The sequence below is a fragment of the Tumidithrix helvetica PCC 7403 genome, assembly GCF_965232925.1.
Lineage (GTDB): Bacteria > Cyanobacteriota > Cyanobacteriia > Pseudanabaenales > Pseudanabaenaceae > Tumidithrix > Tumidithrix helvetica.
The window spans coordinates 131,259-144,170 of the sequence record NZ_CBDDRA010000008.1 but is presented as its reverse complement, the minus strand read 5'-3'; the positions used below and the strand labels follow the sequence as shown (position 1 = coordinate 144,170).

Annotated in this window: 12 protein-coding genes; 10 read left to right on the top strand and 2 right to left on the bottom strand. The window is 45.9% G+C overall.

The window, feature by feature from the left end:
- Nucleotides 1–11: 11 nt before the first annotated feature.
- Both ACP2WE_RS09900 and ACP2WE_RS09895 read left to right on the top strand, forming a co-directional pair.
- A complete protein-coding gene (locus ACP2WE_RS09900; protein WP_425215391.1) occupies nucleotides 12–1,358 on the top strand; it encodes a UDP-glucose dehydrogenase family protein in 1,347 nt (448 codons plus the stop codon).
- Between the two features lie 126 nt (nucleotides 1,359–1,484).
- Nucleotides 1,485–2,513 (top strand): ABC transporter permease, encoded by a 1,029-nt coding sequence (locus ACP2WE_RS09895; protein WP_425215390.1) that lies wholly within the window; start codon nucleotides 1,485–1,487, stop codon nucleotides 2,511–2,513.
- Here ACP2WE_RS09895 and ACP2WE_RS09890 read toward each other — a convergent pair.
- Nucleotides 2,507–3,253, bottom strand: coding sequence for a DUF502 domain-containing protein (locus tag ACP2WE_RS09890; RefSeq protein ID WP_425215389.1), 747 nt, complete (start codon nucleotides 3,251–3,253; stop codon nucleotides 2,507–2,509). The genes ACP2WE_RS09895 and ACP2WE_RS09890 overlap by 7 nt on opposite strands.
- Before the next feature lie 115 nt (nucleotides 3,254–3,368).
- On the opposite strand from ACP2WE_RS09890, the gene ACP2WE_RS09885 reads away from it, so the two are divergent.
- The 4 genes from ACP2WE_RS09885 (at nucleotide 3,369) to ACP2WE_RS09870 (ending at nucleotide 6,437) form a co-directional block, all read left to right on the top strand.
- The gene (locus ACP2WE_RS09885; RefSeq protein ID WP_330482229.1) at nucleotides 3,369–3,812 is read left to right on the top strand and encodes a tRNA (cytidine(34)-2'-O)-methyltransferase; all 444 of its coding nucleotides are present in this window, start codon (nucleotides 3,369–3,371) and stop codon (nucleotides 3,810–3,812) included.
- Between the two features lie 105 nt (nucleotides 3,813–3,917).
- Nucleotides 3,918–4,169: a hypothetical protein gene (locus ACP2WE_RS09880; RefSeq protein WP_425215388.1), complete on the top strand. Its 252-nt coding sequence runs from the start codon at nucleotides 3,918–3,920 to the stop codon at nucleotides 4,167–4,169.
- Nucleotides 4,144–4,506, top strand: coding sequence for a type II toxin-antitoxin system PemK/MazF family toxin (locus ACP2WE_RS09875; RefSeq protein ID WP_425215387.1), 363 nt, complete (start codon nucleotides 4,144–4,146; stop codon nucleotides 4,504–4,506). Before ACP2WE_RS09880 ends, ACP2WE_RS09875 begins: the two co-directional genes overlap by 26 nt.
- 263 nt (nucleotides 4,507–4,769) lie before the next feature.
- Nucleotides 4,770–6,437, top strand: a complete 1,668-nt coding sequence (locus ACP2WE_RS09870; RefSeq protein WP_425215386.1) for an ATP-dependent nuclease — start codon at nucleotides 4,770–4,772, stop codon at nucleotides 6,435–6,437.
- Between the two features lie 35 nt (nucleotides 6,438–6,472).
- On the opposite strand, the gene mutS is transcribed toward ACP2WE_RS09870, so the two are convergent.
- Nucleotides 6,473–9,178, bottom strand: coding sequence for a DNA mismatch repair protein MutS (mutS, locus tag ACP2WE_RS09865; protein WP_425215385.1), 2,706 nt, complete (start codon nucleotides 9,176–9,178; stop codon nucleotides 6,473–6,475).
- 135 nt (nucleotides 9,179–9,313) lie between these two features.
- Between mutS and ACP2WE_RS09860 the strand changes: the two genes are divergently transcribed.
- The 4 genes from ACP2WE_RS09860 to ACP2WE_RS09845 all read left to right on the top strand — a co-directional run bounded on the left by ACP2WE_RS09860 (nucleotide 9,314) and on the right by ACP2WE_RS09845 (nucleotide 12,909).
- Nucleotides 9,314–10,201, top strand: a complete 888-nt coding sequence (locus ACP2WE_RS09860; protein WP_425215384.1) for an alpha/beta fold hydrolase — start codon at nucleotides 9,314–9,316, stop codon at nucleotides 10,199–10,201.
- Nucleotides 10,202–10,280: 79 nt separating this feature from the next.
- On the top strand, nucleotides 10,281–10,472 hold the full coding sequence (locus tag ACP2WE_RS09855) for a hypothetical protein (RefSeq protein WP_425215383.1): 192 nt from the start codon (nucleotides 10,281–10,283) through the stop codon (nucleotides 10,470–10,472).
- Nucleotides 10,473–11,130: 658 nt separating this feature from the next.
- Nucleotides 11,131–12,753 (top strand): NAD(P)H-quinone oxidoreductase subunit 4, encoded by a 1,623-nt coding sequence (locus ACP2WE_RS09850; RefSeq protein WP_425215382.1) that lies wholly within the window; start codon nucleotides 11,131–11,133, stop codon nucleotides 12,751–12,753.
- Nucleotides 12,754–12,762: 9 nt separating this feature from the next.
- Nucleotides 12,763–12,909, top strand: coding sequence for a hypothetical protein (locus ACP2WE_RS09845; protein ID WP_425215381.1), 147 nt, complete (start codon nucleotides 12,763–12,765; stop codon nucleotides 12,907–12,909).
- The last annotated feature ends 3 nt before the right edge of the window (nucleotides 12,910–12,912 follow it).

Here is a 12,912-nt window from a genome sequence, read left to right as displayed (position 1 = left end):
AAGTAATTACTATGCGTGTTTGTGTAATCGGGACTGGATATGTGGGCTTAGTTACAGGAGCCTGTCTTGCCTATATTGGGCATGATGTCATTTGTGTAGACAACAATGAAGCAAAAGTGAAGCTGATGAGTTCGGGGCAATCTCCGATTCACGAGCCTGGTTTACCAGAAGTCATGCAGTCGGCGATCGCGAATGGCAAAATTACGTTTACCACAGACATTGCCGCTGGCGTTGCCCATGGCGAAATTTTATTTATTGCGGTGGGTACGCCTGCATTGCCAGATGGGCAGAGCGATACCCGCTATGTTGAGGCAGTTGCCCGCAGCATTGGCGAACATCTCCACGATGGCTATCGGGTGATTGTGAACAAATCAACCGTGCCGATTGGTTCTGGGGATTGGGTGCGCATGATCGTCATGGATGGCATGGCAGCGCAGGGTGGTTCCAGCAAAGCTGAGTTTGATGTCGTTAGCAATCCTGAATTTTTACGCGAAGGGGTAGCGGTGTTTGACACGTTCAATCCCGATCGCATCGTGTTGGGTAGCAGTAGCGATCGCGCCCTCAAACTGATGCAAGAGCTTTACACCAATATCATCAACCGCGAGTTTGCCGAAGATAAGACCCTGCCCCCTGTGCCCGTAGTGGTTACGGATATCAACTCGGCAGAGATGATCAAATATGCGGCGAATGCCTTTCTTGCCGTCAAAATTAGCTTTATCAATGAAGTTGCTAATGTCTGCGATCGCGTAGGGGCAGATGTGGTCGAAGTCGGTCGTGGTATTGGTTTGGATTCCCGCATCGGTCAGAAATTTCTCCAAGCGGGGATCGGTTGGGGTGGTTCTTGCTTTGGCAAAGATGTCTCGGCTTTGATTCATACAGCAGATGACTATGGGTACAACACAGAACTCCTGAACGCCTGCGTCAAAGTTAACCAACAGCAACGGGTGCTTGTAGTCGAAAAACTCCAACAAGTCCTGAAAATTCTCAAGGGTAAAACCATTGGCTTACTGGGGTTGACGTTTAAACCTGACACCGATGATATGCGGGATGCTCCCTCGATTACCTTAATCGATCAATTGAGCCGTTTGGGAGCAAAGGTCAAAGCCTACGATCCGATCGTGTCGCAATCAGGCATGAGAGATGGTTTCTCCAATGTGATTGTGGAAACCGATGCCGAGCGTCTTGCTGATGGTTGCGATGCCCTCATCCTCGTTACCGACTGGAAGCAGTTTAAATCGCTCGATTACGCCAAAATGGTGAAGTTGATGGCAAATCCTGTGATCATTGATGCCCGTAATTTCCTCGATCGCGCATCGCTGGAAACCGCAGGGTTTAAGTATGTAGGAATGGGAAGGTAAAATGGTTATCGGTATTTTGGGGAATTGGCGATCGGTAAATGGTTATGAGTGTTTTTGGAATTGACACTGAAAACTGACGACCGAAAACCGACGACTGACAACTTAAAACTGCTAACCCTAACCATCATGTCCAACCGCCTTAAAGCCCTTCTTTATTACATTACGGCGCGATTGCTCCTAGCTCCTTTGATGCTATGGGTAATCGCCTCGTTGGTCTTTGTGTTGATGCGCGCTACCCCCGGCGATCCTGTGGATGCGGTTTTAGGAACGCGCGCACCCGCAGAGGTAAAGATTGCCTTGAGAACGCAGCTAGGGCTATCTGGCTCTTGGGCTGAGCAATATTTTCATTACATGAATGACCTATTTCATCTCCATTTAGGTACCTCGCTGAGTTCCAAGGGACAGACGGTTTGGCAAATTATTAAAAGCTTCTTTCCCGCGACGGCTGAGTTGGCAATCTATAGTATGGCGATCGCTCTAGCCGTAGGCATTACAGTTGGTGTTGTTGCTGCCCTCCGCCCCAACACAGCATGGGATGTGGGTGGACGACTATTTGGCATCATTACCTACTCTTTACCGCTCTTTTGGATCGGGATGCTGCTGCAATTGGTTTTCTCCGTGCAATTGGGATGGCTGCCGATTGGGACGCGCTTTCCTGCTACGCTCAATCCCCCCACCCAGATTACGGGGCTTTACACACTAGATGCTCTATTTGCTGGAGATAGCCAGCTATTTTTTACCAGCCTGCAATATTTGGCTTTGCCAGTCCTCAGTTTGGGCATTGTGATCAGTGGCATCTTTGAGCGAATTGTGCGGGTAAATCTTAAGCAAACCCTCCAGTCTGACTATGTGGAGGCGGCAAAAGCCAGAGGAATTACTTCTAGTTCCATCCTGTTTAACCATGCGCTGAAAAACGCCCTGATTCCTGTAATCACGATTTTGGGTTTAACGTTTGCGGCTCTGTTAGGTGGAGCTGTCTTAACCGAAGTCACATTCTCATGGCCAGGCTTAGCCAATCGACTGTTTGAAGCGATCGTGGCAAGAGACTATCCCGTCGTTCAGGGTGTCGTCGTGTTTTTCGCTCTCATTGTGGTGATTATCAGCATTCTCGTTGACATTTTGAATGCTTGGGTTGACCCAAGAATTCGTTACTGATCGGCGCGTAATTGTACCTCATGCTGTGGCAGTTCGAGTTCGTTTAAAGGGACTTTTGTTGCGGTGGGAATCAGTTGCTCGGGTAAAACGATACCCGCAGAAATAATCAGCTTAAATGCATCTTCTACGGACATCGATAGGTTCACTACATCCATTTCAGGCACGATCGCATACCAACCGTTTGTAGGATTGGGGGTGGTGGGCAAAAAGATACTGAGCATCGACTGCTCTAAGTCTGCCTCGATTTCGCCACCGATTTCACCTGTGACAAAGGCAATGCGCCAGATGCCCCGCCGAGGGTACTCCACTAGCACAACCCGACGAAACTTTTCATTAGAATCCTGTAAAAGGGTTTGCAAGAGTTGTTTGAGCGTCTTATAAACTGCCCCAGCCAAGGGAATAGACTGCAAAAGCGATTCACTCACTTTGAGTAACCATTGACCGACAAAATTACGTGCCATCAGCCCCACCAGCAACAAACTTGCGAGTGGCACGGCTAAGCCCACTAAGAGGTTGACTAAATTTAGCAGCAGGGGATGCATTCCCATCAAGGGATTGAGTTGCTTGGGAATGCGCGTCAGCAGGTCAATGCTCCATGAAGCAATCGTAAATGTCAGCCAAATTGTGGTAGCAAGGGGAATGATCACAAGTAAACCTGCAATCAGATCGTTTTTTACAGCTTGAGCAAATCGACCCTGAAGGGTTGATTCAGTCTTTAGATTACTTTTCCTTACTGACATAACCTCACTGTTGGCAAATTGGCAATTTCGACAATTACTATCCTAAATCTAAGATTAGACTAGTGCTAGTCAAAATGTAACCATCCGCACAAAAATTCAGAAAACAAAAGTCTCTATGCTACAGGTCGTGTTAGTTTATCCAGAAATTCCACCGAATACGGGCAATATTGCGCGGACATGTGCTGCTACGAACACGCCTTTGCATTTGGTCGAACCCCTGGGCTTTGAGATTAGCGATCGCCAACTCAAACGGGCAGGCCTAGATTATTGGGAGTATGTCAATTTGCAGGTTCACCCCAATTTGGAGGCGCTCAAACAGGTGGCTACGGGACGGTTGGTTTGTTTTAGTGTTTACAGCGATCGCAGTTTTCGAGATTTTCAATTTCAGGCGGGGGACTGGTTGCTATTTGGCAGCGAATCGAAGGGTTTACCCAAAGACCTCATCGTCCAATGCGAAAATGTCTGTATTCCTATGGAACACCCCAAGGTACGCAGTTTAAATTTATCGGTAAGCGCAGCTTTAGGCTTGTTTGAGGCGAGGCGACAATTAGGTCTGTGAGTAAAGCGTTTAACTGCTGTAGCCGGAAATCGTGAGGGCGTATTCCTGCCTATGGGAGACTTGCTTGCCTTTATAATGTTGTAGATACAGGATGCAGAAAAGAAAATGCTAACTACTGTTGAAGGAATTTATCGGAATGGTCGGGTAGAATTTGTCGAACAACCTCCTAACATTCATGAAGAAACGCGGGTTATTGTGGCTTTTGTTAGCTCGAACGAGATCGACCTCGCTTCTCATGACATTGACAGGGATCAAGCTCAAGTCTTGCGAGCAAATTTAGCAACCTTTGCAGAGGATTGGGATAGCCCAGAAATGAGTATCTACGACGATTATGACGCAGCCAAAGCTAACCATTAGACGAAATGATGTTGTTTTGGTTCTTTTTCCAAACTCTAACTTGACCACTGCCAAAACAAGACCAGCTTTGATCGTTCAAGCAGATAACTTGCTGACAGGCTTACCTCAAATTATTGTTGCGATGATTACTAGTCAGATGATGAGAGCAGGACATCCCAGTCGAGTTACTGTGCTTTTAAGTTCCATCGAAGGGCAGCAATCGGGGCTATTGACTGATTCAGTGGTCATGCTCGATAACTTGGCAACGGTTACGCTCTCTGCTATTCAGCGTTCGATTGGCTCATTACCCGCAATTGAGATCGATCAAGCGTTGAAACATACTCTTGGATTGCAGTAGGAGTTAGTGCGGTATCACCAATCAGATGTATTGGATGGACAAAAATTATTGGTACCGAATTGGAGTTTACCAGCTATTCCTAGTTTGAGGTGCTATCTAGAGGTTCATTTTGTAATTGCAGCTCCGTTAACACGCCTACCTGCAAATCGAGACTTTATTTCTTACAAGTCTTGGCAAATTGCCACTTTTTATTCAGGAATTTTCAGTATAATCACTTTAATGTAATTTTTCTTCCTATAAATGTGTCGCATACATCCTAAAGAATGATAAAGACTATCAAATTAAAATTTGGAAGAGGTATAGGTTCAACACCTGAAGAAATAGCTACAACACCTGTAACTGTATTCGTCGGCCCCAACAATTCAGGGAAAAGTAAAGCTCTAACTGAAATTCATCGCTATTGCTCTACAGGACAGCGGAATACAGCAAACGTAATAGTAGAAAGCATTGAATTTGATGAATTTACAACCGACATAGCCGAAGAGAAGATTAAAAAGGTGACTCTTCAGCCAAATCATAATGAAGCACTTCTGCCAGATCACATAATTATTGGAAAAAGAGGGACACGTAATCACATTCCTAGGCATGATCTTATAAACACATTTCTGAGTACAAATAGCCGACCTCAACAATTTTGTCAGTGGTATCTCGCATCTAATACGATAATTTTAGATGGTAGAAGCCGAATCAATTTGATAGGACAGCAAACCGCTGGTGATCTTCAACAGCCACATCAAGCTAGCTTCCAAGTATTATTTCTTGATGATGTAAAGAGAGAAGAAGTTAGACGAATTCTTCACGATGCTTTTGGTACATATTTTGTAATTGATCCAACAAATATTGGGCATCTTAGACTTCGCCTTGCTTCGCGCCCACCTGCAACACCAAGGGAAGAAAGGGGAATTGATGATGAAGCAGTAAAATTTCATGCACAAGCATTTCCTGTTGAGCAGGCTAGTGATGGAGTAAAAGCTTTTACTGGGATTATTACAGAAATAATTGCTGGCGATCCAGCAATTATTCTAATTGATGAGCCTGAAGCATTTTTACATCCTTCTCTGTCCTTTAAACTGGGGAAAGAGATTGCTTCTTCTAGTGCAGGTTCAGAGAAAAGACTCTTTGTATCAACTCATAGCCCTAACTTTGTAATGGGATGTATACAGTCACGTGTACCCGTCAATATTGTTAGACTGACATATCGTGGCGAAGTCGCTACGGCTAGAATTTTGTCTAATAAAGACATACTTCGCTTAATGCGAAATCCTTTATTACGCTCAACAGGCGTACTCGGAGGGTTGTTCTATGAATTTGTAGTTGTGACAGAATCTGATTCAGATCGCGCTTTTTACCAAGAAATTAACGAGCGTTTGCTAAGTCACAAACCAGAATTAGGAATTCCCAACTGCTTATTTCTTAACGCACAAAATAAGCAAACTGTCCACATTATAATTAAGCCTTTAAGGGAACTTGGAATTCCAGCAGTGGGCATTGTTGATGTAGACATTTTGAAAGATGGTGGTCAAGAGTGGACAAAATTTCTTAAAGGGGGCTTTATTCCTGAGCTTGAACATCAGTCACTTGGTGGATTACGCAGTGCAGTTAATCAAAAAATCAAGGATACTGGACTAGATATGAAAAAAGGAGGCATAGATATTCTTTCAGGTAGTGATAAAGAGGCAGCAAATAATCTGTTTGAGAAACTTGCTGAATACGGTCTGTTTGTTGTTCGCAAGGGTGAATTAGAGTCATGGCTTTCTTCTCTAGGTGCTTCTGGACATGGCTCAAATTGGCTAATTGATATCTTTGGGAAAATGGGAGAAGACCCAGAATTAGCAAATTACTTGAAACCGTCCGATGATGACGTGTGGCTTTTTTGTGGAGAAATCAAAAAATGGTTCACGAATCCAAACAGAAAAGGTATTCCTTCCTAGGAAAGCCATCTAAAATACTTATTACATCGCTACCCCTAAACATCGCGGTCGAAGATACTCAGTTGCGCCTTATTTTGTTTGGTTTTGCTCTTAGCCGAAGCTTTCTCAGGTGAAGGATTACCAGCATTTCTCAAACCCGTGGCAATGCGGCTGTTGCGATCGATGTAGGCAAGGAGTTGTTTGGCTCGACCGATCACCGCAGGTGGCAAGCCCGCCAATCGACCCACCTCGATACCATAGGAGCGATCGGCTCCACCGGGTTGAACTTGATGCAAAAAGATGATTTCGTCTTCCAATTCCTTTACTGTAACTTGGAAATTCGCCACATTGGGGAGCAAACTCGCCAACTCATTTAACTCGTGGTAGTGCGTCGCAAAGATGGCGCGTGCCTTTAGCGCTGTGGCGAGGTATTCCGCCACTGACCAAGCGATCGCCATGCCATCAAATGTAGAAGTTCCTCGACCAATCTCATCTAGCAACACCAGAGAAGTTTCCTTGGCATGATTGAGAATGTTTGCCGTTTCATTCATCTCTACCATGAAGGTTGATTGCCCTGTTGCCAAGTCATCTACTGCACCCACTCGGGTAAAGATGCGATCGCATAAGCCCAAATTCGCCACATCCGCAGGTACAAAACTTCCCACCTGAGCCATCAGTTGAATCAAGCCCACTTGTCGCAAAAAGATACTTTTTCCACTCATATTCGGCCCCGTCAGCACGATCAGATCGGGGTGTTTGCTATCTGTGAGGGATTCTTCCAATTCTTCAGGGTTTGCGGATAATGGATAACCCAAATTCACGGAATTTGGCACAAAGAATCCTGCGGGTAAGGACTGCTCTACAACGGGATGGCGACCATTTTTGATTTGAACCGAACGATTCTCAGCTAGAACGGGGCGACAGTAATTGTAGGTAACTGCCACCTCAGCAAAACTACAGAGCGCATCGGCTGCCGCTAAAGCCTGAGCGATCGCGCGCATCGGTTCGATATGTTTGGCAACTTCCGTTCGCAATTCGATAAACAGTTCGTACTCTAAAAGATTCAATGCTTCCTTGGCTTTTGCGATTCGAGCTTCTCTTTCTTCTAACTCTGGCGTGACATAGCGTTCCTCATTCGTGAGAGTTTGCTTGCGTTTGTAGTCCTTGGGAGCTTGATCGCTTTTGCCCTTTGAGATGCTGATGTAGTAGCCAAATGCCTTGTTATAGCCGAGTTTGAGCGTACTGATGCCCGTGCGTTCTCTTTCTAGTTTCTCTAAATTTGCCAGCCAATCGAGATCCGCCTTCGCCTGTTGGCGCAATTCATCCAGTTGCGAATCTACACCTGCTCGAATCAGATCTCCTTCCGTGAGGTAAATCGGAGGCTGTTCCACCAGAGTTTTCACCAAGCGATCGCCGAGTTGTTCCAAATCCAACGGTACCTGTTGCAAGCCAATCAGATAGGGAGAGCAAGCATCGAGGACTACCTCAGAAACATCTCTGAGTTTTCCGAGGGACTGGGCTAGAGCAATTAAATCTCTGGCATTGGCAGTACCAGCCCCAACGCGACTGCATAGCCGTTCGATGTCATAAATCTGGTTGAGAACGTGGCGTAGGCTCTTACGCAGGCTGTGATTTCTAGAGAGTTCTGCGACCGTATCGGCGCGATCGCCAATGGCTTGAATATCCTTTAAAGGCTGCAACAACCAGCGGCGTAGGGCGCGGCTCCCCATTGCCGTGGTGGTTTTATCCAATGCCCAGAGCAGAGAGCCATAGAGGGTGCTATCTCGAACCGTTTGAGTAATTTCTAGATTCCTGCGGGTTTGGTGATCGAGCAAGAGATAGTCGCTCACCGTATAGGTAGAAAGATTCTGTAACGGGGTCTGGAGATTTTTTTGGGTCGCGGATAGATATTCCAGCAGTCCACCCGAAGCGCGAATCGCCAAGGGTAGGGCATTACAGCCAAATCCCTCCAGCGATCGCACGCGAAAGGTTTCCAGTAATCGCTGTTTGGCTTCTGTGAGGGAAAAAGGTGTTTGCGATCGCTGCGTGTAACAAAGGGAGTCGGGGAGTTTTGTGTAGGCGGGGGGGAGTTCTATGGGTTCGCGTTTTTCGGCGATCGCATCTTGGGTAGGATGATGCTCGGGCTGATTTTTGGCTTTAAAGAACTCTTTTAATCCTTGCAAATTAGGACTATCCATCGGTAAGAGCACCTCTGCGGGTTGCAGGCGCAGGAGTTCCTGCACCAACTGTTCCGTACTGCGTAACTGGGTCGTCTGGAATTCGCCCGTGGAAATATCGGCATAGGCAAGCCCCCAATTTTCTGCGGCATTCACCACTGCCACCAAAAAATTATTGCGCTTCGCGGGCAGCATCCCCTCTTCAATCACAGTCCCGGGCGTGATCACCCTTGTCACTTCCCGCCGCACCAATCCCTGCGCCACAGCGGCAGATTCCATTTGATCGCAGATCGCAATCGAAAATCCTTTCTCGACTAATTGAGCGGCATAGCGATCGAGGGCATGATGGGGAATGCCAGCCATGGGAATGCGCCCGATTTCCTTTCCCCCTTCTCTACCTGTGAGGACGAGTTCTAATTCGCGAGAAATGAGTTGGGCATCTTCAAAAAAAGCTTCGTAAAAGTCACCTAGCCGATAGAGCACTAAGGCGTGGGGATACTGATCTTTGGTTTCAATGTAATGCTGCATCATCGGTGTGAGGGCAGCGCGATTGACCTGAGTAGTAGTGAGTAACGGCGCAGTCATTAAGTCTAAGTCTATAGAATTTTTAGTTGTGGAGCTTTGTACTAGTCTAGTTTGATTTAGTCGATATTCTGGTTGATATTCTGTAAGTTAGGATAGTAGTTAAGATATGTAAAGAAAACCCATTTGAGCGACTTCATGACTGCAATCTCTACTATGCCGATCGCTGGAGACTATTGGCTTTGGCGCGACCAAAACATCTATTACACCCAAGCAGGACAAAACTCGCAAAAGCCGCCTTTGTTGCTCGTGCATGGGTTTGGCGCATCAACCGATCACTGGCGTAAAAATATTGCCGAACTCAGCCGCGATTTTGAAGTGTGGGCGATCGATATGTTGGGCTTTGGCCGATCGCAAAAACCTAACTGGCAATATAGCGGCGATCTCTGGCGCGATCAGTTGCATGAGTTTATCGAGCAACAAATTGGTCGCCCTACGGTCATTGCTGGGAACTCTTTGGGGGGCTACGCTGCTTTATGCGTGGCAGCCGATTATCCGCAGTCCGTGGCAGGCATCATCTTGCTCAATAGTGCGGGGCCTTTTACCGATACCAATCCACTGGGCGCGAAAAAGATTAATCCCTTGCAAAAAGCCGTAGGTAAAGTCGCCCAATCGGTTCTCAAGCAGCCTTGGGCAAATAATTTGTTGTTTCAGTTAGTCAGACGGCGATCGCGCATTCGTCAGACCCTACTCAAGGTCTATGTCGATACATCTGCTGTAACTGACCAATTGGTCGAAGAGATCTATCGTCCTTCCTGCGATCGCGGTGCAGCGCAAGTATTTGCCTCGGTTTTTAGTACGCCACAGGGTAAAAAAGTCGATGAGCTGTTGTCGGTAATGTCCTGCCCTTTACTCAATATTTGGGGAGAAGGCGATCCTTGGATGAATACAAGGGTGCGGGGAGCCAAGTTTAAAGAGCATTATCCTACACTCGCAGAGCATTATGTAGCGGCGGGACATTGTCCCCATGACGAAATTCCCGATCGCGTCAATGAATTGATCCGAAATTGGCTAAAGGCATTATGATTTGTTTCCAACGATCCCAAATCAATAATTTGGGGTCGGGATCGATGGCTAGCGATCTATAAATCTGTGAGGATGTTTTATGGTTACGAAAACAATTTCTGCTCAAGACCTTGTAAATCAGTTGCGAAAGTATAAGAGTGAAAGCGAACGATGGAAGCTTCTCTATCAAGACACCCTAGAAGCTCTCCAACGGGAACAGGAAGCTCACGCCCAAACCAAGAGCAATTTATTTAAAATTCTTGGCGATGCGATCGCGGCTCGAACCTCTTAAATCCACCTTAATCTCCTAACTTCCTAGCAGTCTTACAGAATCTAGACAGGCTGCTAGAGTAATTCCCAAAGTAGGAATGCATCCCGCCGCGCCGAACAACAAAAACTATGGCAGAGCAAAACTAACGTATTAAACCCCAGTTCGGGATAAGAAAATCCAAAACCTTTTATCTAAGGCTATTGAATCTATAAATGCTAAATTCTCACAAATAAATCCTATTCATCCAATAAATCGGGGCAGGCACAGGGGCGCAGCCCCTACAATTGGTGTAGGGGTGATGGATGGTGTGTGCTCGCCCAGAACGTTTGTATGCCCTATATTTCGTCTCAAATTCCTTATTCCGAATTCACGTTATTAAGGCTGAGATTTGTCCTTGTGCCCGTGGCGAAAAAATAAAAACACTAACCAAATTCATATTTAAGAAACGTAATTTCTAATGACTGATTTTCTATCATCGAGTGTAATCAATGATTAAGATTCAATCGATGATAAATTATCAATCAAACACAATAATAATCATTGAAATCCTTGCCAGATATAGATTTGAATCGATAGTCATCATTTGTTGATTTGTAAACTTTTATCTCTAAAGAGTTAAGTAAAATTTACAAATATTTAATAAGATACATACAAGGCAAGTAAGTATTTATTCTCACTCATGATTACTTCACAATTTCCCTGGCTCACCACGATCGTACTGCTGCCACTTGTGGCTTCTCTAGCCATACCCGTAATTCCAGACAAAGATGGCAAGACCGTTCGTTGGTACGCACTGGGCGTAGGTTTAGTAGATTTGGTATTAATGGTCTACGCTTTCTGGAACAACTATGATTTACAGACTTCTTCATTTCAGCTAACCGAGTCCTATGCTTGGATTCCTCAGATCGGTTTGAACTGGTCTCTCGCGGTAGACGGCTTATCGATGCCGTTGGTTTTACTCACAGGTTTAGTCACAACGCTTTCCACCTTGGCAGCTTGGAACGTCACCCAAAAGCCTCGATTGTTTTATGCGTTGATGCTAGCAATGTACAGCGCTCAGATCGGCGTGTTTGTAGCGCAGGACATGCTCTTGTTCTTCTTCATGTGGGAACTCGAACTCGTTCCCGTTTACTTGCTGATTTCGATTTGGGGGGGCGCAAAGCGTTTATACGCAGCAACCAAGTTTATTCTTTACACGGCAGCAGGTTCGATTTTCATTTTGATCGCGGGCTTGGGGATGGCTTTTTACGGCGATCGCGTTACGTTCGATATGGCAGAGTTGGGGATGAAGCATTACCCCCTCGTATTTGAATTGTTTGCCTATGCTGGTTTTCTGATTGCGTTCGGAGTCAAACTGCCAATTTTCCCGCTTCATACTTGGCTACCTGATGCTCACGGCGAAGCTTCTGCACCTGTATCGATGATTTTGGCAGGCGTTTTGCTCAAGATGGGGGGATATGCGCTGATTCGCATGAATATTGAGATGTTGCCTAACGCTCATGTTTACTTTGCTCCAGTTTTAGCGGTGCTTGGAGTTGTAAATATTGTCTACGGGGCTTTTTCCGCCTTTGCCCAAACCAATATGAAGCGACGCTTAGCGTACTCTTCGATCTCCCACATGGGCTTTGTTTTACTGGGTCTTGCCTCTTTTACCGATGTGGGGATCAGCGGCGCGGTTCTACAAATGTTGTCCCACGGTTTCATCGCAGCTTGTTTGTTCTTCTTAGCAGGTGTCACCTACGATCGCACCCACACCCTGATGATGGACGAGATGGGCGGCATCGCGAAAGTCATGCCTAAGGCTTTTGCCCTATTTACCATTGGCGCAATGGCTTCATTGGCTTTGCCTGGTATGAGCGGATTTGTGAGCGAGTTACAAGTATTCTTGGGAATTGCGACCAGCGATGCTTACTCTTCTAGCTTTAAGGTTGTGACGATCGGCCTGACAGCGGTGGGATTGATTCTCACACCGATTTATTTACTGTCGATGCTACGTCAAGTCTTCTTTGGTAATAGTAATGCTGCGATTCCTTTAGGCAGTTCTTTGGGAGCTTATGTCAAGGATGTCAGCCCTCGTGAAGTGTTTATCACAGCTTGCCTGTTGCTACCAATTATTGGTATCGGTTTATATCCTAAGTTAGCAACGCAAACCTATGACATGAAAACGGTAGCTGTAGCTTCAGAAGTACGCAGTGCTTACTCTGTGGTTGCCCAAGAACGTTCTCACGTTTATTCCACTGGTTTCAACATTCCTCGTCTACTTCAAGCGAAATCACAAGCTCTCTTGGGAGTCGTGGAATAGATTCTGAAGATGGGTTTAGATCGAGCGATCGCACTTGAAACGCACGATAGTTCTGTTGCCTTTAAGATGACTGGGGGGATTTTAAGGAGCACAGACAGCGTTTCAGCGATCGCGGCATGTTTCAACTTAAAATTATCTGGATATGCCAGAACCTAGAGT

Coding starts and splice junctions, on each gene's coding strand:
- ACP2WE_RS09875 (WP_425215387.1), top strand. CDS start 4,144: ATGACGCAGCCAAAGCTAACCATTAGACGAAATGATGTTGTTTTGGTT.
- ACP2WE_RS09850 (WP_425215382.1), top strand. CDS start 11,131: ATGATTACTTCACAATTTCCCTGGCTCACCACGATCGTACTGCTGCCA.
- ACP2WE_RS09895 (WP_425215390.1), top strand. CDS start 1,485: ATGTCCAACCGCCTTAAAGCCCTTCTTTATTACATTACGGCGCGATTG.
- ACP2WE_RS09855 (WP_425215383.1), top strand. CDS start 10,281: ATGGTTACGAAAACAATTTCTGCTCAAGACCTTGTAAATCAGTTGCGA.
- ACP2WE_RS09860 (WP_425215384.1), top strand. CDS start 9,314: ATGACTGCAATCTCTACTATGCCGATCGCTGGAGACTATTGGCTTTGG.
- ACP2WE_RS09845 (WP_425215381.1), top strand. CDS start 12,763: ATGGGTTTAGATCGAGCGATCGCACTTGAAACGCACGATAGTTCTGTT.
- mutS (WP_425215385.1), bottom strand. CDS start 9,178: ATGACTGCGCCGTTACTCACTACTACTCAGGTCAATCGCGCTGCCCTC.
- ACP2WE_RS09900 (WP_425215391.1), top strand. CDS start 12: ATGCGTGTTTGTGTAATCGGGACTGGATATGTGGGCTTAGTTACAGGA.
- ACP2WE_RS09880 (WP_425215388.1), top strand. CDS start 3,918: ATGCTAACTACTGTTGAAGGAATTTATCGGAATGGTCGGGTAGAATTT.
- ACP2WE_RS09870 (WP_425215386.1), top strand. CDS start 4,770: ATGATAAAGACTATCAAATTAAAATTTGGAAGAGGTATAGGTTCAACA.
- ACP2WE_RS09885 (WP_330482229.1), top strand. CDS start 3,369: ATGCTACAGGTCGTGTTAGTTTATCCAGAAATTCCACCGAATACGGGC.
- ACP2WE_RS09890 (WP_425215389.1), bottom strand. CDS start 3,253: ATGTCAGTAAGGAAAAGTAATCTAAAGACTGAATCAACCCTTCAGGGT.